Genomic DNA, 23,463 nt, shown 5'->3' on the forward strand with positions numbered 1-23,463 from the left:
TTGTCACTGAATGCTCTATGGCATCAGAGACAAAGGGACACAAAATAATTCAGCGCTTAGTAAATTTTTTGTGGCTAGAGGCCATCTGCGGGTATTGGCGGCCCTTGGAGGGCCGCGAATACCTTTTACTGATCAGATGCCTTCGCGGGCCAGGTCCATGGCGAAGTAGGTCAGGATCAGGTCGGCACCGGCGCGCTTGATGGCACCGATGCTCTCACGCACCACACGCCCTTCATCGATGGCACCGGCGAGGCCGCCGAACTTGATCATCGCGTACTCGCCACTGACCTGATACGCCGCCAGCGGCAGGCGCGAGGCCGCGCGGATGTCGGCGATCACGTCCAGGTAGGCACCGGCCGGCTTGACCATCAGCACATCGGCCCCTTCCTGCTCGTCGAGCAACGATTCGCGCACGGCTTCGCGGCGGTTCATCGGGTTCATCTGGTAGCTCTTGCGGTCGCCTTTGAGCGCAGTGCCGCCCGCTTCGCGGAAGGGGCCATAGAGCGACGAGGCGAACTTGGTCGAGTAGGCCATGATGGCGGTGTCATGGAAGCCTGCGGCATCCAGGGCGCCGCGAATTGCCTGGACCTGGCCGTCCATCGCCGCCGATGGCGCGATGAAGTCAGCACCGGCTGCGGCCGCGACCACGGCCTGCTTGCCCAGGTTGGCCAGGGTGGCGTCGTTGTCCACGCCGTGGTCGTGCACCACGCCGCAATGGCCATGGCTGGTGTATTCGCAGAAGCAGGTGTCGGACATCACGATCATTTCCGGCACGGTGTCCTTGCAGATACGCGCCATGCGCGCCACCAGGCCGTTTTCGTTCCAGGTGTCACTGCCAACCTCGTCCAGATGGTGCGAGACACCAAAGGTCATCACCGACTTGATGCCGGCGCGGGCGTAGCGCTCGATTTCCTGCGCCAGCAGCTTTTCAGGGATGCGGTTTACGCCGGGCATGCTGGTGATCGGCACGAAATCGTCAATGCCTTCTTCGACGAAGATCGGCAGGATCAGGTCTTCAAGGCGAAACTCGGTTTCCTGGAAGATCGAGCGCAGGGATTCGTTCTGGCGCAGACGGCGCGGACGAACGGAGGGGAAACGGTTGGACATGACAGCTCCAGGGAATATGGACGGCGTACACCATATGCCTGTTGAGCTTCAGTGAAAAGGCTGAATGACGAGATTGTGTCTTGCGGTGGGGGTAATAGCGGGAGTTTGCAGCGCGTGTGCCGGCCCCTTCGCGGGTAAACCCGCTCCCACAGGGGGGGGCGCCCATCAGGTACAGCGCTTTGGGTAAAAGCGGCGCTGTACCTGTGGGTGACTGTTTACTGCAACCAGGGCGGTGGCGGCTCTTCGCCCTTGACCGGGCCGCGCTCAGCATCGGCCAGCGCCGCCCGGCGGCGGGCGTCGTCGAGCCGTGCGGCGTCGATTTCACGCAACACGCCATCCACATCGGCAGCCTCGTCATCCTCCTCGTACTCGCCGGTCAGCGGGCTGTCCGGTTTCAGTTCGCCGGCCTCGTACAACGCCCACATTTCCTGCGCGTAACGGGTGCTCTTGAGCTCGGGGGCGAAGCGGCCGAAGTACAGCGCCATGTTGCCCACGTCACGTTGCAACATGCTGAACGCATGGTTGTTACCGGCCGCATCCACCGCCTGCGGCAAGTCGATGATCACCGGGCCTTCAGGGCCAAGCAACACGTTGAACTCGGACAAGTCACCATGCACCAGCCCCGCACACAGCATCAACACGATCTGGCGGACGACGAATGCATGGAACTCGCGGGCCTCGTCGGCCTCCAGGTGCACGTCGTTAAGGCGTGGCGCGGCATCGCCATCGGCGTCCGTCACCAGCTCCATCAACAGTACGCCATCCTGGAAATCATAAGGCTTGGGCACCCGGACACCGGCACTGGCCAGGCGGAACAGGGCCGCCACTTCGGCGTTCTGCCAGGCATCCTCGGCCTCTTTGCGGCCGTATTTGGAGCCTTTGGCCATGGCCCGGGCCTGGCGGCTGTTGCGGACCTTGCGGCCTTCCTGGTACTCGGCGGCCTGGCGGAAGCTACGTTTGTTGGCTTCTTTGTAGACCTTGGCGCAGCGCACTTGGGTACCGCAACGCACCACGTAGACGGCTGCTTCCTTGCCGCTCATCAAAGGTCGCAGTACTTCGTCGACCAGGCCGTCTTCGATCAGGGGTTCGATTCTTTTTGGAGTCTTCATCAGGCTTGAGTTCTGGGGTCCTGTGGCCGAGCCGTGGAGGTGGCGGTCATCCTCTCACAGCCTGATGGATCTTGCTCGTCTGTGATGCAACGTTCGTCTGTTCGGGGTGTTTCGGGCGCCTAGGCGCCCTGCCCCACAGCACTGCCTTGCGCCACCCGCGCCCGTCGGCGCGTGATCAACAACCCCGAGCACACTACGAACACCGCCAGCACCATTGTCGAAACCACCTCGAGGCGATGATCCGGGCGGAACAGCATCAGCACCAGCACGCTGCTGATGAACAGGATCACGCCCCAGGTCAGCCACGGGAACAGCCACATGCGGTAGCTCAGCGTCTTGCCCTGGGCGGTCAGACGCTTGCGCAGGCGCAGCTGGGAAATGGCGATAACCAGATAAACCAGCAAGGCAATGGCGCCGGAGCTGGCCATCAGGAAGCCGAACACCTTGGCCGGCACCAGGTAGTTGGCGATCACCGCCAGGAACGCCGCCCCGGTAGACAACAGCACCGCGACAATCGGCGTACCGCTGCGGCTGGTCACCTGGGCACAGGCCGGCGCGTCACCCCGGCGGCTCAACGAATAGACCATGCGTGAGGCGGTGTACAACGACGAGTTGAGGCAGCTGGTCACCGAAGTCAGCACGACGAAGTCGATGATGGCCTTGGCATGCGGCACGCCGAGCGTATCCAGCACCGTGACATACGAGCCTTCAGTGGCCAGCCGTGGGTCGGTCCAGGGCACCAGCGCGATGACGATGAAGATCGACAGGATGTAGAACAGCGTAATCCGCCAGATCACCGAGTTGGTGGCCTTGGAGATGTGCTTGCCCGCCTCGTCGGACTCTGCAGCGGCAATGGTCACCACCTCGGCCCCAAGGAACGAGAACATGGTGATCAGCATGGCGCTGAGCACCGCGCCAAAGCCGTTGGGCATGAACCCACCGGTATCCCACAGGCGCGAAACACCGCTGACACCGGAGCTGGGCAGCAGGCCGAAAATGGCACAGGCACCCAGAATGATGAAGGCGACGATGGCAATGACCTTCACCAGCGCCAGCCAGAACTCGAATTCACCGTAGTTTTTCACGCTGAACAGGTTGGTGGCGGTCAGCAGCAGCGTGATCACCAACGACAATACCCAGATCTCCATCTGCGGCACGTAGGTGTTGATGATGGTGGCGGCAATGTTGGCTTCGATGGGGATGATCAGCACCCAGAACCACCAGTACAGCCAACCGATGGTGTAGCCGGCCCACTTGCCGATGGCGAGGTCGGCATAGGTGGAGAACGAGCCGGTGTCGGGCGAAGCGACTGCCATTTCCGCCAGCATGCGCATCACCAGCACCACCAACCCGCCGGCCAGGATATAGGCCAGGATGGTTGCAGGCCCGGCTTCGGCGATGGCCCGCCCAGAGCCAACGAACAGGCCGGCGCCGATCACCCCGGCAATGGACAGCATGGTGACATGCCGCGATTTCAATCCATGACTCAAATTGTTCTTGTCTGTTTGCATGGTCTTACCTTCTTATTCTTGTCATGCCCGCGCTAAGCCGTCAGCACGCATGGCTAGCGAACGCGGGCGCGAAAAAGCCCGCCCTGCCCTAAATGGTGAGTAGGGCAAGGACGGGTTGAGTAAAACGAAACGCAGATCCACCGGGGTTAGCTGCCGCCTCAGCTGGCAGCGCGCTGCTTGCCCGCCAAGTCAGGCTTGAGCGAGCCGCCCCCTTGGCGGCTGACTTGTTCGCAGACCTTCTCGACGATGTAGGCGCCGATCGGAATGGCAGAGGTGGCGGCAGGCGACGGCGCATTGCACACGTTCACGCTGCGTGCGGAGTTGACGAAGAGGAAGTCGTCGATGAGCTTGCCATCGCGTGACACCGCCTGTGCCCGCACACCCGCCGGGTATGGCGTGAGGTCGTCCTTGGTGATGCTCGGGCAGTACTTCTGCACCTGCTTGAGGTAGCCGCCCTTGAACAGCGAGTTTTTCATCTCGATCAGGCCCGGCCGCAGGTTCTTGGCCAGCACCTTGAGGATGCCGGGTGTGGTCAGGGTCTGGAACATGTCGCCAAGGCTGACGTCGGACTTGCGATAACCTTCGCGCTTCATCGCCAGTACCGCGTTTGGCCCGACGGTCACGGTACCGTCGATCATCCGCGTCAGGTGCACGCCCAGAAACGGCATGGACGGGTCCGGAATCGGGTAGATCAGGTGGTTGACGATCTGGTTGTGCTGCTTGGGCAGCAAGTAGTACTCGCCGCGGAACGGGCAAATCACGAAATTGGTCTGGATGCCCAGCATGCTCACCACGCGGTCGGCCATCAGCCCCGAGCAGGTGACCAGGAAGCGGCTGTGGAACTCATCGCTGCGGGTACGCACGATCACTTCACTGGCGCGCTCTTCCAGGCCAATCACCTCGGCGCTGTAGCGGATCTCGCCACCGGCACGCTGGAACTGACGGCCCATGGCCGCCGTGACCTCGGCGTAATTGACGATGCCGCTGGAGGGGACAAAGATCCCGCCCAGGCCGACGATGTTGGGCTCGCGCTCATGCAGCTCGGCAGCAGACAGCCATTCACGCTCCAGGCCATTGGCCGCGGTGCGCTCCCACAACGCCTTCATGCGTTGCATTTCCAGGTCGTTGGTGGCCACCAGCAGCTTGCCACACTCATCGAAGGCGATGCCGTGCTCGGTGCAAAAGGCCTTGGTCGCCTTGTTGCCTTCCAGGCAGAAGCGCGCCTTGAGGCTGCCAGGGGTGTAGTACACCCCGGCATGGATCACGCCGCTGTTGTGCCCGGTCTGGTGGCGGGCCGGGCCGGACTCTTTCTCCAACAGGAGAATCTTGGCGTCCGGGTACACCTTGATCAGGTGCATGGCAGTGGACATGCCCACAATGCCACCGCCGATGATGATGAAGTCGTACACAGTGTTACCTCCCGCGCCGTGTTTACTGGCCGCGCTGGTACAGCGGCTTGGGGAAGGCGACATAGCCGCGTTGGCGCATCAGCTCGCGGCGCAAGCCATCGTGCGGGGTGAAGCGGTCGCGGCCGTGGAGCCAGAACAGATTATTGATCAAGACGAAGCTGCCCACTGCCACCGGAACGGAAAGTTTCTTGTCGCTGCCCTCCAGCGATTCGGACAAGGCGTTCAGCCAGATACCTTCCTCGAAGTTTTCCGGCTGCACGAACTGGTCGATGTAGCGCATGGTCGGCCGGCCTTCGGTATCGGTATCGAACACCGAATGGAACACGTCCTCGGCCACTTTCTTGCTCGGTGGCGCGGTCCAGCGCATCTCACGGCGCGCCATCGGGTGGCGGAAGAACGCGTCGCAGTCTTCCCAGTCGTCCAGGTGCAGCAGCAGCGAATTACCGCCTTCCATGTTCTTTTCGTCGATCTTCAGCATCAGCACATAGTCGGTGATCTGGTTCACGAAGGTGCCGTCGTTGTGCAACTCCATGACGCGGTGTGGCTGGCGCAGGTAGCTGTCGGAGTTGTCGCTGTTCACGACCACGAAGCGGGCGTAGTACTGGCCGCTCATGGCGTCGTAGTTGGAGCGACCGATCAGGTGGGCGCAGGCGGTGGTGAACTTGACCATGTCCTCGGCCTGGCTCACGTCATCCAGCCCGACCGGGGTGATCAGCATGCCGCCGCTGGCGCGGTCGAGGATGGTGTTGAGCAATACCGGGCGCAGCGTGCCTTCGCACAGATCATCAAGGATTTCGCCCACCCGGAAACGCAGGAACGACTTGTACTCCAACGCCTGCACCGGCCACTCGGCCACGGCCTTGACGAACGCCTCCACGGTCTCGCGGGCAAAGGTCAGTTCAAGCAGACGCGGCGACTGCTTCGAAGGGGCGATGGTGTAACCCCGCGGTTCGAGTGGCAACGGCATGACAAGTTCGTCGATCTGCGTAAAAGCGTTCATGGCTAGGTCCTGGCAGAAAAAGTGAGTGGCGCCGCCCAGTGTGTGATCTGGATCAGTGCAGGCGAAGCAAAAATATCGCCACTCAACAAAAATGTCTACATTTTTATAAAACGAAGATAAAGAGCGCGTATGTCCATTGTTTTTCGTCCGCCAGTGGTTTCGGTATGATCGGCAAAACGTTTTGAGGAACAGGACCTTGGAAGCGCTCGCGCCCCGACAAAATTCAGCATTCAGCGGGTATGAGAGGCTCAAGAAAGACATCATCCGTGGCGTGTTCAAGCCGGGGGAAAAGCTCTTGATGAGCACCCTCAAAGACCGCTATGAACTGGGTGTAGGGCCCCTGCGCGAGGCGCTCTCGCAGTTGGTGGCCGAGCACCTGGTGAATGCCATCAGCCAGAAGGGCTACCGTGTCGCCCCCATGTCACTGGCGGAGATGAACGACATCTACGATGCCCGCGCCAACCTGGAAGCCATGATCATCAGCCTGGCCATCGAACGCGGCGACGACGCCTGGGAGGCCTCGGTGCTGGCCTGTTCGCATACCTTGGCCAAAGTGGTGGAGGTGAAAACCCGCGAGCAGCGCCTGGACGTCTGGGACGAGCGGCACAAGGCGTTTCACACCGCCATCGCCTCCGGCTGCGGCTCCAAGCACTTGCTGCAGGCACGCACCTACCTGTTCGACCAGGCCGAGCGTTATCGGCATCTGTGGCTGACGCAGACGGTGTTTTCCGAGCAGGCCCTTGAACTCAAGCGCCAGGAGCACGCAGCGTTGGTGGAGGCGATTCTGGCCCGCGACGCCAAGCGCGCCAGCGCCATGATGCACTCGCACCTGATGACCCCCGTGCCAATCATCGCGCAGATCATGCATGCCGAGGGCATCGGGCGCGGGGAGTAGGCCGTCAGGCGGCGGCCTGGCGCTGGACCACATAGTGCCGGGCTTTGTCGAACGCCCAGTTGTACACCACGGTGTAGGGCAGGATGATCACGAAGAAGCCCAACTCGACCATGAACGCCTGAAGCAGCGAAATATCCAGCATCCAGGCCGCCACGGGCAGGCACCACACCACCAGGCCTGCCTCGAAGCCCAGGCCATGGGCGACACGCGCCCAAGGCTTCCAGGCAACCCGTTCGGTCTGCACGACGCGGTCGATCAGTGCGTTATAGGCCACGTTCCAGGCCATGGCGATCACTGACAGGGTCACCGCCAGCCCCCCGGCCGTTGCCAACGACTTGCCCAGCACCCAGGACAACAGCGGTGCGCACAACAGCACAGCGAATACTTCATAACCTACGGCATGGACCATGCGTTCGGTGAAAGAGACCTTTTTCATCTTGAATTCCATCATTTGCTTGAGACGTGCTTCCTATTTTCTTTGATGGAACAGATACTCGCGATATAGCTCCTATCGTTTTTATCAATACCTATGCGCTACTCACCTGAAGCTTTGCTTGCCTTTGTCGAAGCCGCCGCGCTGGGCTCGTTCTCTGCGGCGGCCCGCAAACTGAAGAAAAGCCAGTCCACCGTCAGCATTGCGATAGCCAATTTCGAGGCGGATATCGGCTGCCCCCTGTTCGACCGCGGCGGGCGCCACCCTACGCTCAATGCTGCCGGGCGCCAGGTGTTGCCCCATGTCGAAGCGATCCTCGACGCCAGTGCCGGGCTCGACGCCCTGTCACTGAGGCTGGCTGAGCACGTTGAAGCGTTGGTCTCGGTGGTGATGTCGGACAGCTACAGCGTCACCTTCCAAAGCGCGGTCATGGCCGGCTTCGCACACAGCTACCCGCATACCGAGCTGCGCTGTGGGCCCTCGGAAGACGCTGACGTGATCGAGTTGGTGCAGCAGGACATGGCCCAGATCGGCATTCTTGCCGCGCAGCGCCAATACCCCGCCGATGTCGCCGTGGCGCGCCTGCCTGAGCAGGCGGAGTTTTGTGTGTACGTGAGCGCCGAGCACCCGCTGGCGGCGCTGAGCACGGTGCAGCGCCAGCACTTGGAGACCGTACGCCAGCTGTACATCAAGACCTACGCCCCCAGCCTGCACCACGACCGCGGCCAGGCCTGGTCGGCGCCGGACTACCTGACCTTGCTGGAGTTCGCCGCCCGTGGCTTTGGCTGGGCAGAACTGCCCAAGGCCCTGGTCACGCGCTTTGGCAGCGGCCTGGTGGAATTGCAGGTGGCCGGTTATCCGCGCCGCGTCGACATGGACATCGCCTGGTCCCGCCGCCGCGCCCTCGGCCCAGCCGGGCAATGGCTGGTGCAGCGGTTGCTGGGTAAGCAGGCAGATACCTGACCCCTGATTTTGAGGGGGGCCTTGTAGGAGCTGGCTTGCCAGCGATCACCGGCAAAGCCGGTGCCATGCACCGCGTCGCCTGCATCGCCGGCAAGCCGGCTCCCACAGTGGGCTAGCGATCGCATACAACAGTGCACCCAAGCGCAACAAGCAGTACACCCACCGACAAGTCAGCCACCCCGCTCGCCCCGTAGCCTGTCACCACGCGCCGATTACTGCGGCACGCACCCAAAAGCACAAGAACAAACGTTGGTGACCTATGAAAACAGTAGATCCGATCACCCTTGCGGTGGTCCGGGGTGCGCTGGAAACAGCGCAGCGCGAAATGACCTTGACGTTGGAAAAGACCGGCCGCTCCAGTGTGTTCAACCTGGCCCATGATTACTCGAACTCGTTATTCGACCACCTCCCCGAAATGATCCTGCAAGGCCAGGACATCCCCATCCACCTGGGTTCACTGATCCCCGCCATGAAGTGTGTGGCCGAGTTTTTCGGTGACGATATCGCCGAAGGTGACGTGATCTACCACAACGACCCGGCGTACAAGGGCAGCCATATCCTCGACTGCTGCATGTACAAGCCGGTGTACTACCAGGGCGAACTGGTGTTCTGGACTGTATGCAAAGGCCACCTCACCGACATCGGCGGCCCGGTACCGGCCGGCTACAACCCGGACGCCAAGGAAATCTACGCCGAAGGCCTGCGCATCCCGCCCGTGAAGCTGTGGGAAAAGGGCAAGCGCCGCGAAGACGTGATCAACTTCATGCTCACCAACATGCGCGCCCGCCCCTATCAGGAGGGCGACCTCAACGCCCAGTACGGCGCCTGCAAAGTCGGTGAGCGGCACCTGCTCGACCTGCTCGACAAGTACGGCGTGGAGCAGGTGCGTGCCTGCATCGCCGAGCTGAAGAACATGGCCGACCGCCATATGCGCGCCTTGCTGCGTGACGTGCCGGACGGCCACTACCGCGGCACCGCCGTGCTCGAAGACGCCGGCCACGGCCTGGGCGAACTGGCCATCACCGCGCATGTCGAGATACGCGGCGAGCAAGCCCATGTGCGTATCGAAAGCCCGCCGCAGGTGCCCTACTTCATCAACTCCTACGAGGGCAATTCGGTGTCGGGTGTGTACCTTGGCCTGATGATGTTCGCTCAGGTCGCACCGCCCTACAACGAAGGCCTGTATCGCTGCGTCACGGTCGATGTCGGCGCCAAGGGCACGCTGTGCAACGCCCAGGAGCCAGCCCCCCACGTCAACTGCACCACGACTCCGATGGAAACCTTGGCCGATGCCGTGCGCACGGCACTGGAGCAAGCTTCGCCGCAGCGGGTCACGGCCTCCTGGGGGCATACCAGCGGTATCAACATCGCCGGCCACGACCCACGCAACGGCAACAGCGAGTACGTGACCATGGTCCTGGCCTCGATCATTGCCGGCGCGGGGGCCAACAAAGTCATGGATGGCTGGCATGCCTGTGGGCCGCTGTGCTGCTTCGGTGCCTTGATGAGCGGTGACATCGAGCTGCTGGAGCACGCCTACCCGATACTCATCCACCGCTACAGCCTGATGGCCGACAGTGGCGGCGCCGGTGAATTTCGCGGCGGCTCCGGCACCCGCCTGGAGATCGAGCCCCTGCAACACGCAATGACCGTGGTCGGCTTCGGCGAGGGCCGCCAACTGCCCACCGCCGGCGCCGCCGGGGCCCGCAATGCCCTGCTGGAGCCCAAACTCGGCCGCCTGATCCACCGTCATGCCGATGGCTCGGAAGACCACTACACCCAGAACCCCATGCTCACCCTCCAGCCCGGCGAGCGGATCATCAACATCAACCCGGGGGGCGGCGGTTATGGCGACCCCCTGCGCCGCCCGGTAGCCGCCGTGCTGCAAGACCTGCGCAACGGCCTGGTCTCGCCCCACGGCGCCGCCCTGGAATACGGCGTGGTCGTCGATGCTGACGGCCACCTCGATGAAACCGCCACCCGCCTTGCCCGCGACCTGCACTGACCGGAGACCCATCATGCGCAATCAATATCGCCTGGGCATCGACGCCGGCGGCACCTTCACCGATTTCATCCTGGCTGACCGCGATGGCGGCGTGCAGCTGTTCAAAGCCCCTTCCACGCCGCAGGACGGCACCTTGGCCATCCGCGCGGGCCTGGCGCAAATCGCCGACGCCACCGGCCGCACGCCGGCCGAGATCATCGCCAACTGCGACCTGTGCATCAACGGCACCACGGTCGCCCTCAACGCCCTGATCGAGCGCACCGGGGTCAAGGTCGGCCTGCTGTGCACCGAGGGCCACGAAGACAGCCTGGAAATCCGCCTGGGCCACAAGGAAGAGGGCCACCGCTATGACGCCCACTACCCGCCGGCGCACATGCTCGCCCCGCGTCAACTGCGGCGCCCGATCGGTGGCCGGATCCTCGGCGATGGCCGCGAGCACAGCCCGCTGGACGAGCGCGCCGTGCATGAGGCTATCGACTACTTCCGCGCCGAAGGCGTGGAAGCGGTGGCCATTTCCTTCCTCTGGTCGGTGCGCAACCCCAGCCATGAGCAGCGTGCCGCCGAGCTGGTCAGGGCAGCGCTGCCCGGGGTGTTCGTTTGCACAGGCGTTGAAGTGTTCCCGCAAATCCGCGAATACACCCGCACTTCCACCACCGTGGTCAACGCCTACCTGAGCCCGGTGATGGCGCGCTACGTGGCGCGTATCGACAGCCTGTTCGAGGAGTTGGGCGCCCAGCAACCGGTGCGCTACTTCCAGTCCAACGGTGGCCTGGCGCCCGGCCACCTGATGCGTGAGCGCGCGGTCAATGCCATCAACTCCGGCCCGGCTTCGGCGCCCCAGGCGGGGCTCTCGGTCGCCCGCCCGTTTGGCATCGACAACGTCATCACCGTGGACATGGGGGGCACCTCGTTCGACATCACCCTGACCAATGCCGGGCGCACCAACTTCAGCAAGGATGTGGACTTCCTGCGCCAGCGCATCGGCGTGCCGATGATCCAGGTGGAGACACTGGGTGCCGGCGGTGGCTCCATCGCGCACCTCGACGAGTTCGGCATGCTGCAGGTCGGGCCCCGTAGTGCGGGCGCCAAGCCTGGCCCGGTGTGCTACGGCAAAGGCGGCAGTGAACCCACCGTGACCGACGCCAACCTGGCCCTGGGCTACCTGCCAGACCGTGCGTTGCTGGGCGGCAGTATTACGCTCAATCGCCAGGCTGCGCTGGAGGCCATCCGCAGCAAGATCGCCGAACCGCTGGGCATCAGTGTTGAGCGCGCCGCGTTTGGCGTTACCACCCTGGTCAACCTGAACATGGTCAACGGCATCCGCCGTGTCTCCATCGAACGCGGCCACGACCCGCGCGACTTCGCCCTGATCGGCGCGGGTGGCGCAGCGGGTATGCACGTGGTGCGCCTGGCCGAAGAAATTGGCATGCACACCGTGTTGATCCCCAAGGTGGCCTCTGGCTTGTGCGCCTTCGGCCAGATCCTTTCGGATGTGCGCTACGACCAGCTCACCAGCCTGTCGATGCGCCTGGACGCCGAACACGCCGACCTCGCGCAGCTCAACCAGGCCCTGGCCGAACTGCGCCAGCAAGGCTTGGCGAACCTACGTGAAGACGGCTTCGGCGACCAGGCCAGCAGCTGCCACTACACCCTGGAAATGCGCTACCGCGGGCAGATCCATGAGTGCAGCGTGGAGCTGGAGCGCCACAGCCTGGACAGCGACGGGCTGGCAGCGTTGATCGAGTCCTTCCACGCTCGCCACCAGACGCTGTACTCGTACAGTGAGCCCGAGAGCCCGGTAGAACTGGTCAACCTGGAGTGCTCGGTGATCGGTCACCTGCCGCGCCCACCACAGCCAGAACTGCAGGGGCCGGCCCAGCCACCTGCTGCAGTCCCAGCGGGCGAGCGCCCGATGCTGTTCAGTGCCGACGGCGAGTGGCAGCACACCCCGGTGTTCAACGGTAACCACCTGCTGCCCGGGCAGACGGTGCAAGGCCCCTGTGTGATCGAGGAGGACACCACCAACATCGTCGTGCCGCCAGGCTGGCAGGCCTGCCTGGAACCTTCGGCCACGTACCGGGTGACACGCGGGGCTTGATCAAAGGGTCGGCACGCGCCGATCATGGGCGTGACACCCGCCCGGCAGCGTTGCGCTGCCGGGCGTTTTTGCACAATAACAAGAGCTGCTTGAGTAGCTTGCCTGCAGTTCCTTTTTTCAATGCTGCCCTCTTTGAAAAAGGACAACCCATGCCCACAGAACTGTCGACCCATGGCTGGCCGCAACCCGAACGCCAGGCGCGCTGGGCCGAAGCCATCAGCGACACCTACTTCCCCTTGAGCTTGGAATTTGCCGCCGAGCAACCCTTCGATGGCCACCTGCAGCGCTGGAGCACCCCCAGCACGCCGCTGAGCCTGTCACGCCTGCGCTCCAGCCAGCTTGGCTATTCCCGCAGCAAGGCGCACATCGGCCAGGACACTGACGCGTTCTACCTGGTCACCGTGCCCAGCCGCAGCGAGGTGCACTTCGAGCAGGATGGCCACCCAGTGAGCTGCCGCCCGGGCGGTTTCATCGTCGAGCGCGGCGATGCGCCTTACCGCTTCCATTACCGGGCCGAGAACGACCTGTGGGTGCTGAAACTGCCTGAACGCGCGCTCAAGGCCAACTTGCTCGGGCACAAGCGCTACACCCGCCACTGCTTCGACGCCAGCCAAGGCCTTGGGCGCATCTTTGTCGAGCAACTGGACCTCTGCGCGCGCCACTTCGACGCCAGCCCCGCAGCCGCCCGCCACCTGCTGCTGGAGCAGGCCAGTGCTACCCTGCTGCTGGCCTTGCAGCAGGACGAACGGGTGCTGGGCAGTGAAGGCTCCAACCTCAGCACGCTGCACCTGACCCGTGTCGAGCACTACGTGCTGCAAAACCTCGGCGACCCCGACCTGTCACCGCAAGCCGTCGCCACGGCCTGCGGCCTGTCATTGCGCTACCTGCACAAGCTGTTCTCGATCACGCCCTATACCCTGGGCGAATGGGTGCGCCAACAGCGCCTGGAGGCAGTGCATCGCCAGCTGTGCGACCCGCACTGCCATCTGTCTATCGGCCAACTGGCGTTTCGCTGGGGTTTTGCCGACCAGGCGCAGTTCACCCGGGCCTTTCGCCAGCGCTATGGGTGTACCGCCCGCGAGGTGCGCGCGGCGCGCGCGCACTGAAGGCGGCGGCGCAGGGATGCGCCGTGCTCACTCGATCGCCGTGGTATCGACCTCTTTCCAGCTGTCATCCGGGTCGAAGCGTTTCATCTCCTTGGCTAGCCTGTCCCCGTGTGGCCCGAGGTCTTTCTCGAAGACCTGGCCGTCATGGCTGATCATGAAGCTCATCACCCCTGTGTCGTCATACTTCGCTGGCCAGGCAATCAGGGCAAAGCCGCGGCTCATCTGGTTGCCGATCAAGTAGCTGTAGGCGCCCCCGGGGGCCGACGGGCCTTGCGCATCGAGGATGCGGAAGTGGTAGCCATACCAGTCGTCACCCACCACATCCTGGCCGAACAGCGGCCCCAGCGGGCTGACCTGCCCATCACCTTCATCGTCCCAGTACAGGCCGTCATGCTTGCCAGGCTCGCTGAAAATTTTCTGCGCGTATTCCAGCGCGCCATTGCCGTTGCGGTCTTGTGAGGCGTAGTCCATCTGCGCGTCGTGGTACGCCAGCATCGACTGCACGGCGCCCAGTTCGTTGCGGCCAATGCGCCGGGCGCGGATTTCGGCACTGCCGGCCTTGAGGTCGAAACGCCAGCCCTGGCTGCTTTTGCTCAGAGGTATAGGCAACGTCCAGTGATCACTGCCCACCGCCAGTATGGCCTTGCCCTGGGCCGTCATGTCGATGCTGTGCTGCGCGCGATACTGCTCCAGGAACGTGTCCACATCGCTGCGTTGCACCCCCCCGCGCGGGATATAAGTACGCCAATCATCGCCCAACAACTGGGCCAGACGGGCTTCATCAGGTTGCTCCTGGCCCAGCGCCGCGACGAAGGCCTCCACGGCCTTCTCCGGTGTCGGAAAAGCGTCTTGCGCAGCGGCCAGGGATGACCAGGCCAGGCCTGCAGTGAGCAGCAATGCCCCGAGTAATGGACGGTTCATCGACGGCCACCTCCCCCGCGGCGTGCAGGCGCACTGGGCCGGGAGATCGGGTGCCCGGCGGCACGCGATGCGTTCGGCCGCTGGGCGAACGACTGGCTGGTGCGGCCGCGGCTGGCCTGCGCGCTGGTGCGCGACGGCGAGCGCACGCCATCGAAGGCATTGTTACGCGCCCGGCCTGCGGTATTGGCGGGGCGGTTCTGCGCCCCTTGCCGCGCCTGGCCTTCGCCTTGCCTGCGTGGGCTGACCTGGTTGTTCTGCTGCCGGCCTTGGGTATTACGTGTTTCCTGTCGGCGGTCGGCTGGCCGTGCCGCGTCGTTACGCGATTGCATGCGATTGCCGACCGAATTGCCCGCCTGCGCCTCGCGCACCTGCTGGCGGGCCTGGCGGTTGCTGGTGGCCGGCCGCTCGATGCCAGCCCGGTCCATTGAAGCCCTGGCTTTGTTGCGTGCCTGGGCACGCTGGGCGTCGTCGCCACGGAACGCGGTACGCTGGGTAGCACCGTCCAGCTGGCGACCATATTGCTGGCGGCTGCGGGCATCGCGGTAAGGCACACCCTCGCGGTTCGCGGCGTTATGCTGCCATTTGTTCTGGTTGTTGGTGATGCGGTTGTTGCCGTTGATGTTGTTGTAGCGGTTGACGTCGATGTCGATGTCATTGTTGCCCCAGTCACAGTCGCCCCACAGCGAACTGACAATCGCCACGCCCGTTCCGAAGGCCAGGCCCGCCACCAGCGCGGAACCGGCGTAGTACATCGGCGGTGGCGGGTAGTACACCGGCGGCGAGGCCGGGTAAGCCCAGGTGCCGTAGGTGGTGGTGGGGTTGTAGCTGGGCACGTACACCACTTGCGGGTCGGCCGGCTCGATAATGATGGTGGTGGGCGGGCTGCTGGCCGGCGCAGCCTGCTTGCTGCTACCACCGCTGGAAGCCGGCGCTGCCGCCGGAGCCGCCTGCACGGTCACGTTCTGGTACTGGTTGCTCTGAAGGTTGCCGGCCGCCTGCGCTTGATGACGCAAGCGCTGCACGCCGGCCATGACATCGTCGGGTTGCGCAAGAAAGGCGTCGCCCAGGCGTTGTACCCACACGGGGTCCTGGCCCAGGGTCGCCAGCAACTGCGGGAAGGCCACCAGCGCCTGCACGCTCGGGTCCCACGGTTGTTTCGCCACTTGCTTGACCGCATCGTCGCCAGAGGCCTTGGGGTTGGCCTTGGACCAGGTCACGGCTTCACTCACCTGCCCCGGGTAGGTGGCGGCCATCAGCACCTGGGCCAGCAACGCGTCGGGGTACAGCGCGATGGGTGCGAGCATCTGGTCCAGTTGCTCCTGGGTGAACACCGCCTCCTTGGCCGCGAGCGTGTCGGCTTGTGGGGCCGGGTCCGGCGCGGGTACATCTTGTGCCAGCACCCGGCCGGGTGCAGCGCTCAGGCACAGCACCGCCGAAAGGACGGCAATCAATGGCATGCGCATCGCTAATCCCCATGAGGTCAGACCGCGTGGGTTAAGGGTAGCAATGGCAATCCGTTTGACCAGCAGAGAGGGCGCTAACTTTTCGCACTGATGGTTGTATCGATAGTGACTATCGAACGAGGCAATTTCTACTGATCGGCCCGGCCCAATAACCTAGCGCCATTGATTCGAACTTGGCGAATCCCCGCACCCCGGAGCTACCCGATGAATACCCTGGCCCGCCTCTCGCTCACTGCCCTGGCCGCTACCGCCATCGCCCTGTTGGCCGGCTGTGCCAGCCACCCCGAACTGCGCCCGTACAGCGCCGAAGAAACCCGCCAACTGCAACTGGAAGCCTTGCAACGCCGTGGCCTGTCGCTGGACGACTATGAACAGCAACGGCGGGTGATCCAGCGTGCCAACGACCTGCCTGTAGTCACTGAAGCCGCCGACGCTGCCCCTTCGACCAAAGGCTGAAGGCCATAGCCAACGGTTCCCTCCTCCCGCCTGCGCAGGTATCCTTTACCGCTCAACCGCAAGCCTTCCAGGACGGAGACCATGACCAGGCCCCTTCTGTTGCTGAGTGCTGCACTGCTCTTCAGCCCCCTGCTGCTGGCCCAGCAAATGAAACGCGAACTGGGCGACATCGACTTCACGCTAGGCACCACACCCTCCCGCAGCATGGCCCAAGGGCTGATTTCGCCCAGCGCCATCGGCGCATTCCATGGTGGCCTCGACCTCAGCCACCGCAGTGGCTGGTACCTGGGCCAATACGCCCCGAGCATGGGCGTCACCCCGAACTCCACCCTGCGGTTGGACAGCTACCTGGGCTACAAGCACCACTTCGACAGCAGCCTGGGTTACGAGGTGGGTTTGATTCATTACAGCCAGCCGAATGTCGCAGGCCCCGACAGTTATGCACTGTACGGCGGCGTGTCGGTGCTGGGCAGCCGCTTTGGCGGGGCGCTGCGCGACAACCCCGACAACCGCACCGGCACCCTGTTCGCCGACTTCGGCCAATTGCCGCTGTTCGACGTCGACCTCACCGTCAAACTCGCCCATCACCGCTTGGGCACGCCGTTCACCATTGGCGATGGCAGCCAGGTGAATGCCTTTTCCGACTGGTCGCTGGAACTGTCGCGGCCTTGGCTGGGCATCGACCTGAACCTGATCTACAGCAACTCCAACCTCAGTGGCGGCGGTTGTGATGCGTATTCGGGGATCAACACGTATTGCGAAAGCGTCGTCACGCTCAAGGCGCAGCGCAGCTTCTTTTAACGGCGCGGTGCCAGGGCCAGCGCGATACCGCCCAGCACCACCGCACACGCCACCAGCAAGCGAATCGACAGCGGTTCACCAATCAGGCAAACCCCGCCCACTGCGGCAATCACCGGCACACTGAGCTGCATCGTTGCCGCCTGTTGTGCGCTGACCTGCCTGACCACGCCGTACCACACGGCATAACCCGCCCCCGAGGCCAGCACGCCCGAGGCAAGCGCATACAGTAAACCGGGTGCGGTCAACTGCGTGCCGCCACCGACCCACAACACGGGTGCCAGCAGCACCAGGCATGGCAGGCTTCGGGCAAAGTTGCCGGCGGTATCCGCCAACGGCCTGGGTGAGCCTTTGCCCAACAGCGAATAGACGCCCCACGCCACGCCCGAGGCGGCCATCAGCAAGGCGCTGGGCAAGGGTGGCGCCTCGGCACCGGGCAACAACAGCACCAACAGGCCAGCGAAGGCGATCAGCATGCCCAGCAGCATCCGCGGGGTGATGCGCTCGCCTTTGTACGCGGCAAAACCAAACATGGTGATCTGCACAGCGCCGAACAACAGCAACGCACCTGCGCCAGCGCTCAGTTGCAGGTACGCCGTAGAAAACAGGAATGCATAAAGGAACAGCGCCAGGCCGCCTCTCCAACTGCCGCCCTGGGGGACTGCGGGTTTGCGCAACCGTATCAGCAGCATGAGGATCAGCGCACCACTGGCCAGCCGCACCACCGTGAACGATGCGGGGTCGATGGCCCCGTCCCGCAGTGCCAACCGGCAAAACACCGAATTGGCAGCGAAGGCCACCAGGCTGAACAGTGCGGGCCAGAGCCAGGCCCTGGCCTTGCGGTCGGTAAGCGTGGTGGTGCCGGTGCTCATGGTGGGGTCACCTCTGAGAGGGTTATTGTTGTTATATCGGCCCTGCAGCTACCGATATACAACAGAGTGTTTCCCTGGCGCCACCCCCGAGTGGCAGCCGCTACAGCGCTGCCACCGCGTCGATCTCCACCAGCATGCCGCCCAGCGCTAGCCGAGGCACGGGTATCAGTGTGCAGGTCGGTTTCATGACCGGGCCCCAGGCCCTGTCAGCCTCGGCCACCCATTGCTGCAGACGCGCCTCGCTGTGATCGACGATCAGCAAGGTCAGCTTGAACACCTGTGCCAGGCTGGCGCCTTTGGAGGCCAGGGCCGTCTCGAGGTTGGCCAGGGCCTGTCGGGCCTGGTCGGCGAATGCCGGCGACAGATGCCCGCTGACGTCCTCGCCGCCCTGGCCGGCGATATACAGCAAACGGCTGCCGGCAGGCACTTCTGCGACATGGGAATAGGCATTGCCACTGGGGTCATACAGCCCTGCAGGGTTGGACAGCTGGAAAGGTGCTGAACGGGACACGGTGAATACTCGCACGGAGAAAAGTGCCGCCGAGTATCAGACCTCGAGTTAGCTTGAGGTCAAGCGCGCTGTAGGACTTTTCACATGACGCGGTCAGCGTGTTGAACCACGTGTGTGTTTTCAGCGGCGTCTGCCTGCCGCTAGAGTGCAAAACCCGGCACGGAGGCCTGCCCGCAACAAGGAAAGCGACAATGACCAAGCACCACTTTCAACTTGCCTACACCATTAACCCACGGCATGACGGCGATGACGACGAGGCCGCCCGCGCCCGGCTGCACTTGCGCAAAATCGGCTGGGACACCGTGGACCACATCGAAACCACCCTGCTAGGCGTGGTCCAGCTTTACCAAAGCACCACGGCAGCCCGTGTCGATGAAGCCGAAAAGCAGATTCGCGACCGCATACACGAAGAGCTCAAAAGCCTGCGTGTGGTGTCGCGGGTGAAGTTTCACGGCAGCCTGATGGTCGACGGCCTGGGCCAGGCCATTCACTTCAGCATCGTGCCCTGAGCCGCGAGCAGTGACCGCACCAGGCGCCCCCGCGCCTGGTGCCATGGCCATCACTTTTCTTGCAGCACTGCCCTGCCCTTCACTGCTCGCGGCCCGCGCCACGCCCAGAACAACAGGCCGGGGAACGGCGCATAGACCACGAAGACGACCCACAGCATCTTGCGCTCGGCGCGGCGGTCACTGCCGATGATGTGCCAGATGGCCCAGATTTCCAACAGGATCACAAAGGCCGCGATGATGATCCAGATCGTTCCGATTTCCATGAGCGCTCTCCCATTTGGCATGTAATGGGTTGGGTTGCCTTGGGCGCTGAGGGTTCAGATTGATTTCCCGGGGAACGTGCCGTCGGGCTTGCAGCGCCTGTTGGATCGAGCGCCGCGATGGCGGCGCTTCGCAGCACAAGGCTGCTCCTACAAACCCTACGCGCGGGCGGCGCTCGATTTCACAACCACCCTTCAACCCATTGCCTTAACACGACCTGAAATACGACAGGCCCACCCGAGAGATTGTCTTTCCCCCGGCCACCCGCCACACTCCGCCTGGCCAGCCAGGAAGCGGAGTCCAGAGTGCCCACCCCACGCCAGTTCAGCAAGAAGACCAGCACCAGCAACATGCTGAGGCTAAAGTCCACCACCGGAAATGCCCAAGCGCCCTATCGGGTCGACTTCGTATTGCTCGAACACTTCTCCATGGCCAGCTTCACCGTGGCCATGGATGTGCTGGTCACGGCCAACCTGCTGCGCGCCGACAGCTTCCAATTCACCCCACTGTCGCTGGACGGCGACCGGGTGCTGAGCGACCTGGGGCTGGAGCTGGTCGCCAGCGAACTGTCCGCCGAAGCGCTCAAGGAACTCGACCTGCTGATCATCTGCGGTGGCCTGCGCACCCCGCTCAAGTACCCTGAGCTCGACCGCATGCTGGACGACTGCGCCGCCCATGGCATGGCCCTGGGCGGCCTGTGGAACGGCGCCTGGTTCCTGGGCCGCGCAGGCGTGCTGGACGACTACGGTTGCAGCATCCACCCCGAGCAACGCGCCAGCCTCTCTGAACGCAGCCCGCAAACCCGCATCACCCCGGCCAGCTTCACCCTCGACCGCGACCGCCTCAGCGCCGCCAGCCCCAATGGCGCGATGGAGCTGATGCTCGGCCTGGTCCGCAGGCTGTACGGCGATGGCCTGGCCGAAGGCGTCGAAGAAATATTGTCGTTCTCCGGCGCGCGCTATCGCCAGGTCGGGCCCGGGGCGAAAAAGTCCATGAGCCTGCACATGCGCACCATTGTCGAGCTGATGGAAAACAACCTCGAAGAAACCCTCAGCCTTGATCAACTGGCCGCCTACAGCGGGCGCTCACGCCGGCAGATCGACCGCCTGTTCCAGGCCCAACTTGGCACCTCGCCGCGGCGCTACTACATGGAATTGCGCATCACCAAAAGCCGCCGGCTGCTGCAGTATTCCGACCTGTCGGTGATGGAAGTGGCAGTGGCCTGCGGATTCGTGTCGGTGTCGCACTTCAGCAAGTGCTATGCGGCGTACTTCGGCTACCCGCCGTCACGCGAGCAACGGCTGGGCGAGTGACCCCGCTCAGGCGCGGATATAGCGGATGACTGCGTCACAGATCATGTTCTTGTGGCGCTGCTTGATCTCGTCGTCGGCGAGGTCTATCTGGAAGATCTCGCCGAAGGTGTGGCGGTTCGACACCCGGTAGAAGCAGAACGAACTCATCAGCATGTGCAGGTCGATGACCTCGATTCCGGAACGGAACACGCCTTCCTGCTCGCCCCGACGCAGGGTGCTGCCGAGCGCTTCGAGCACCAGGCTGCTCATCTCGCGGATGACCGGCGACTGCTTGACGTACTCGCCATAGTGAATGTTTTCGGTGCAGATGATGCGCACGAAATCGACATTGCGGTCGTGGTGATCGAAGGTGAACTCCACCAGGCGACGGATCGCCTGCTCGGCCGGCAGCGACTCCAGGTCCAGGCTTTGTTCGGTCTTGCGGATATCACCGTAGAGCTTGACCAGGCACTCGACGTACAACTGCTCCTTGCTGCCGAAGTAGTAGTAGATCATGCGTTTGGAGGTGGCGGTGCGCTCGGCGATGGCATCGACGCGCGCGCCGGCCAGGCCCTGCTGGACGAACTCGTTGATGGCGGCCTGAAGGATGTCCTCGCGCGTTTTCTCGGGGTTGTTCTTGCGCGACTTGCGCACCCCTTCGATCTCAGGCTGGCCGAGGCTGACTACGGAATCACTCATACCCACTCACAGGCTGTTTATTGGAATGAGGGGATTATCCGTGAGCGCGGCCATGCAGGGAAGCACGCTGTTGGTCGGGTAGCCATCAAAGGGCATTACAGGCAAACCACTGGCGGCGCTTGTAGTCACGCCCCTCAACCCGCTAGCCTGCGTTTCTCTGCCCCGGACGGACCCTGCCCCATGCAACCGCGTGACCTTGCCGCTTACCTGTTTCTGGCCATTGCCTGGGGCTTTTCCTTTCTGGTGGTGCTCAAGACGGTGCACGCCTTTGGCTGGGTCGGCGCGGTCAGCCTGCGCTCGCTGATTGCCGGCAGTACTTTGGCCATTCTGGGCGCGGTGTGCGGCCGTGCCTTGCGCCTGCGACCGTTGCTGAAACCGCTGCTGGTGATCGGCGCCACTACCGTGGCCGGGCAGTTGATCGGGATGTCTTACGCCACGCCACGGATCGGCACCGCCATGGCGGCGATCTTCGTGGCCACCATCCCGCTGTTTTCGATGATCATCGGCCGTGTCTGGGGGCTGGAGAAGATCACCCTGCAAGGCCTCATCGGCCTGCTGCTGGGCTTTGTCGGCATCGCCATGCTGGTGGGCTTTCCGGCCCAACCGGTCAACGACGTCTTCATCCACGGCTGTATCGCGTCGCTGTTCGGTGCCTTGAGCGCGGCGTTCGGCAGCAACTACGCCAGCCTGCACGTTCGTGGCCAGGACCCATGGACGGTGACCGGCGGCGCATTCCTGGCCGGCGGCCTGATGACCTTGCCGCTGTTGCTGGTGGTGCCCGTGCCTAGCGTGCCCCAGGCCAGCGACTGGCTTTACCTGCTGATCAGCGGCGGGGTCATGAGCGCTACCACGTATGTGCTGTTTTTCGGCCTGGTCGCCCGTATCGGTGCCACCCGCGCCATCAGCGTAGAGTTCGTGGTCACCCTGGTGGCGGTGCTGGTGGGGGCGTTGTTCCTCGATGAAACCTTGAGCCTGCTGCAGGTCGCCGGCGGCGGGGTGATCCTGCTCGGCTGCATGCTGGTGCTGGGCTTGCTGCCCGGGCGCAAGCAACGCCTGCCGAGCTGAACGATTGGTCAGTCACGCTGCGCGGTGCTGCGCTCCACCGGTGGGGTCAGGTGCAGCACGCGGTTGCGCCCGCCCTCAGCCAGCAGGTAGCCGCCCTTGCCATCGGCGACGATTGACTGCGGCGCCTTGAGGAACGACAGCACGGTCTGGCGCGAGCCATCAGCGTCGATACGCAGCAGGCGGGCGCGGTGCGTGTTGTCTTCGCTGATCCACAAACCGCGCTGGTCGCAGAACAGGAAGGTTGGGTTACGCAGGCCATCGACCACCACCGGGTCCTGGCCGTCTTCGGACAACGCGCGGACCTTGCCGTTGGCTTTCTCGGTATACAGCAGGCGGCCATCGCTGCAGCGGGTCAGGCCTTCGGTTTCGGTAAGCCCGGAACGCAGCACGTCAAGCTGGCCAGTGCGCCAGTCATAGCGCATCAAGCGGCCATTGCCCTTGCGGTCCTCGATGGCATAGAGGAAATCGCCATCATTCCACAACCCTTGCACGCTCTCGCCGTCGAACAGCCGGGTCACCTGGCCATCGCGCGACAGGCTGACCGGCGCGAAGCCCCCTTCCTGGCTGAACACCCAGCCGCCGTCGACGGCGACCATGCCATCAGGTTTGGACAGGTTGTCGATCACCACGACCCGGTCGCCCTGGGCGGTGATCTTGAGGATGCTGCCTTTGCCGTCGTCCAGTTCGCGGCTGACCAGCAGGCTGCCGTCAGCTTGTGGCAGCAACGAGGCTGCTTTGGCCACGTCGCGGTGCAACACGTCGACGTCCCAGCCGCTGGCAGCCTGGACGGGGTAGAAACTCTGCCAGGCAAAGAAGCCAAGCGTGGCCGCGAGTAGGCTGGCAGTAGCGGTCAGGGCGATGCGGGTGCTGCGCTTGCGCAGGGTGTGCGGCATGAAAAGGCTCCTCAAACGTGATCGGGATCCTAACAAAGCGATGTGAAAAAAAAGTGATGGCACAGTGCCCTTCTGTGCAATCGCACG

General features: G+C 63.6%; 23 protein-coding genes. 10 read left to right on the forward strand and 13 right to left on the reverse strand.

The window, feature by feature from the left end; genetic code table 11:
• Positions 1 to 132: 132 nt before the first annotated feature.
• The 5 genes from hemB to glaH all read right to left on the reverse strand — a co-directional run bounded on the left by hemB (position 133) and on the right by glaH (position 6,136).
• Positions 133 to 1,107, reverse strand: coding sequence for a porphobilinogen synthase (gene hemB / locus D886_RS0108495; RefSeq protein WP_027593504.1), 975 nt, complete (start codon positions 1,105 to 1,107; stop codon positions 133 to 135).
• A 215-nt stretch (positions 1,108 to 1,322) separates the two neighbouring features.
• Complete coding sequence (locus D886_RS0108500) at positions 1,323 to 2,216, reverse strand: PA4780 family RIO1-like protein kinase (RefSeq protein WP_027593505.1); 894 nt, start codon at positions 2,214 to 2,216, stop codon at positions 1,323 to 1,325.
• A 119-nt stretch (positions 2,217 to 2,335) separates the two neighbouring features.
• The gene (gene gabP, locus D886_RS0108505) at positions 2,336 to 3,727 is read right to left on the reverse strand and encodes a GABA permease (protein WP_027593506.1); all 1,392 of its coding nucleotides are present in this window, start codon (positions 3,725 to 3,727) and stop codon (positions 2,336 to 2,338) included.
• Between the two features lie 158 nt (positions 3,728 to 3,885).
• Positions 3,886 to 5,136 carry an L-2-hydroxyglutarate oxidase gene (lhgO, locus tag D886_RS0108510; RefSeq protein ID WP_027593507.1) on the reverse strand — a complete coding sequence of 417 codons (1,251 nt, stop codon included), beginning with the start codon at positions 5,134 to 5,136 and terminating at the stop codon, positions 3,886 to 3,888.
• A gap of 22 nt (positions 5,137 to 5,158) precedes the next feature.
• Positions 5,159 to 6,136 (reverse strand): glutarate dioxygenase GlaH, encoded by a 978-nt coding sequence (gene glaH, locus D886_RS0108515; RefSeq protein ID WP_050580735.1) that lies wholly within the window; start codon positions 6,134 to 6,136, stop codon positions 5,159 to 5,161.
• 196 nt (positions 6,137 to 6,332) lie between these two features.
• On the opposite strand from glaH, the gene csiR reads away from it, so the two are divergent.
• Entirely contained in the window at positions 6,333 to 7,031 is a 699-nt protein-coding gene (csiR, locus tag D886_RS0108520; protein WP_027593509.1) for a DNA-binding transcriptional regulator CsiR, read from the forward strand.
• Positions 7,032 to 7,035: 4 nt separating this feature from the next.
• Here the strand turns inward: csiR and D886_RS0108525 are convergent, their stop codons facing one another.
• Positions 7,036 to 7,467 (reverse strand): multidrug/biocide efflux PACE transporter, encoded by a 432-nt coding sequence (locus D886_RS0108525; RefSeq protein WP_027593510.1) that lies wholly within the window; start codon positions 7,465 to 7,467, stop codon positions 7,036 to 7,038.
• A gap of 93 nt (positions 7,468 to 7,560) precedes the next feature.
• Between D886_RS0108525 and D886_RS0108530 the strand changes: the two genes are divergently transcribed.
• From D886_RS0108530 to D886_RS0108545, 4 genes are all read left to right on the forward strand, one after another.
• Positions 7,561 to 8,427 carry a LysR family transcriptional regulator gene (locus D886_RS0108530; protein ID WP_027593511.1) on the forward strand — a complete coding sequence of 289 codons (867 nt, stop codon included), beginning with the start codon at positions 7,561 to 7,563 and terminating at the stop codon, positions 8,425 to 8,427.
• 259 nt (positions 8,428 to 8,686) lie between these two features.
• A complete protein-coding gene (locus tag D886_RS0108535; RefSeq protein ID WP_027593512.1) occupies positions 8,687 to 10,432 on the forward strand; it encodes a hydantoinase B/oxoprolinase family protein in 1,746 nt (581 codons plus the stop codon).
• 13 nt (positions 10,433 to 10,445) lie between these two features.
• Positions 10,446 to 12,530 (forward strand): hydantoinase/oxoprolinase family protein, encoded by a 2,085-nt coding sequence (locus D886_RS0108540; protein WP_027593513.1) that lies wholly within the window; start codon positions 10,446 to 10,448, stop codon positions 12,528 to 12,530.
• 149 nt (positions 12,531 to 12,679) lie between these two features.
• On the forward strand, positions 12,680 to 13,636 hold the full coding sequence (locus D886_RS0108545) for a helix-turn-helix domain-containing protein (protein WP_027593514.1): 957 nt from the start codon (positions 12,680 to 12,682) through the stop codon (positions 13,634 to 13,636).
• Between the two features lie 27 nt (positions 13,637 to 13,663).
• Here D886_RS0108545 and D886_RS0108550 read toward each other — a convergent pair whose 3' ends face one another.
• On the reverse strand, positions 13,664 to 14,557 hold the full coding sequence (locus tag D886_RS0108550) for a DUF2950 domain-containing protein (protein ID WP_027593515.1): 894 nt from the start codon (positions 14,555 to 14,557) through the stop codon (positions 13,664 to 13,666).
• On the reverse strand, positions 14,554 to 16,020 hold the full coding sequence (locus D886_RS0108555; protein WP_027593516.1) for a DUF3300 domain-containing protein: 1,467 nt from the start codon (positions 16,018 to 16,020) through the stop codon (positions 14,554 to 14,556). The genes D886_RS0108550 and D886_RS0108555 overlap by 4 nt, the downstream gene beginning before the upstream one ends.
• Before the next feature lie 204 nt (positions 16,021 to 16,224).
• On the opposite strand from D886_RS0108555, the gene D886_RS0108560 reads away from it, so the two are divergent.
• A complete protein-coding gene (locus tag D886_RS0108560) occupies positions 16,225 to 16,476 on the forward strand; it encodes a hypothetical protein (protein WP_027593517.1) in 252 nt (83 codons plus the stop codon).
• Positions 16,477 to 16,557: 81 nt separating this feature from the next.
• A complete protein-coding gene (locus D886_RS0108565; protein ID WP_027593518.1) occupies positions 16,558 to 17,277 on the forward strand; it encodes a TorF family putative porin in 720 nt (239 codons plus the stop codon).
• On the opposite strand, the gene D886_RS0108570 is transcribed toward D886_RS0108565, so the two are convergent.
• The gene (locus D886_RS0108570; RefSeq protein ID WP_027593519.1) at positions 17,274 to 18,146 is read right to left on the reverse strand and encodes a DMT family transporter; all 873 of its coding nucleotides are present in this window, start codon (positions 18,144 to 18,146) and stop codon (positions 17,274 to 17,276) included. The genes D886_RS0108565 and D886_RS0108570 overlap by 4 nt on opposite strands.
• A 100-nt stretch (positions 18,147 to 18,246) precedes the next feature.
• Positions 18,247 to 18,657, reverse strand: a complete 411-nt coding sequence (locus D886_RS0108575) for a RidA family protein (RefSeq protein WP_027593520.1) — start codon at positions 18,655 to 18,657, stop codon at positions 18,247 to 18,249.
• Between the two features lie 191 nt (positions 18,658 to 18,848).
• Here D886_RS0108575 and D886_RS0108580 point away from each other — a divergent pair, with 191 nt between their 5' ends.
• Positions 18,849 to 19,166 carry a hypothetical protein gene (locus D886_RS0108580; RefSeq protein ID WP_027593521.1) on the forward strand — a complete coding sequence of 106 codons (318 nt, stop codon included), beginning with the start codon at positions 18,849 to 18,851 and terminating at the stop codon, positions 19,164 to 19,166.
• Between the two features lie 50 nt (positions 19,167 to 19,216).
• Here the strand turns inward: D886_RS0108580 and D886_RS0108585 are convergent, their stop codons facing one another.
• Entirely contained in the window at positions 19,217 to 19,429 is a 213-nt protein-coding gene (locus tag D886_RS0108585) for a PLDc N-terminal domain-containing protein (RefSeq protein ID WP_027593522.1), read from the reverse strand.
• Positions 19,430 to 19,732: 303 nt separating this feature from the next.
• Here D886_RS0108585 and D886_RS0108590 point away from each other — a divergent pair, with 303 nt between their 5' ends.
• Positions 19,733 to 20,740 carry a GlxA family transcriptional regulator gene (locus D886_RS0108590; RefSeq protein WP_027593523.1) on the forward strand — a complete coding sequence of 336 codons (1,008 nt, stop codon included), beginning with the start codon at positions 19,733 to 19,735 and terminating at the stop codon, positions 20,738 to 20,740.
• Between the two features lie 6 nt (positions 20,741 to 20,746).
• Here D886_RS0108590 and D886_RS0108595 read toward each other — a convergent pair whose 3' ends face one another.
• Positions 20,747 to 21,418, reverse strand: coding sequence for a TetR/AcrR family transcriptional regulator (locus D886_RS0108595; RefSeq protein ID WP_027593524.1), 672 nt, complete (start codon positions 21,416 to 21,418; stop codon positions 20,747 to 20,749).
• 180 nt (positions 21,419 to 21,598) lie between these two features.
• Here D886_RS0108595 and D886_RS0108600 point away from each other — a divergent pair, with 180 nt between their 5' ends.
• A complete protein-coding gene (locus tag D886_RS0108600) occupies positions 21,599 to 22,483 on the forward strand; it encodes a DMT family transporter (RefSeq protein ID WP_027593525.1) in 885 nt (294 codons plus the stop codon).
• A gap of 8 nt (positions 22,484 to 22,491) precedes the next feature.
• On the opposite strand, the gene D886_RS0108605 is transcribed toward D886_RS0108600, so the two are convergent.
• The gene (locus tag D886_RS0108605; protein ID WP_027593526.1) at positions 22,492 to 23,376 is read right to left on the reverse strand and encodes a hypothetical protein; all 885 of its coding nucleotides are present in this window, start codon (positions 23,374 to 23,376) and stop codon (positions 22,492 to 22,494) included.
• Between the last annotated feature and the right edge of the window lie 87 nt (positions 23,377 to 23,463).

Origin of the sequence: Pseudomonas sp. LAIL14HWK12:I7, assembly GCF_000483465.1 — a bacterium.
GTDB classification, from domain to species: Bacteria; Pseudomonadota; Gammaproteobacteria; order Pseudomonadales; family Pseudomonadaceae; genus Aquipseudomonas; species Aquipseudomonas kermanshahensis.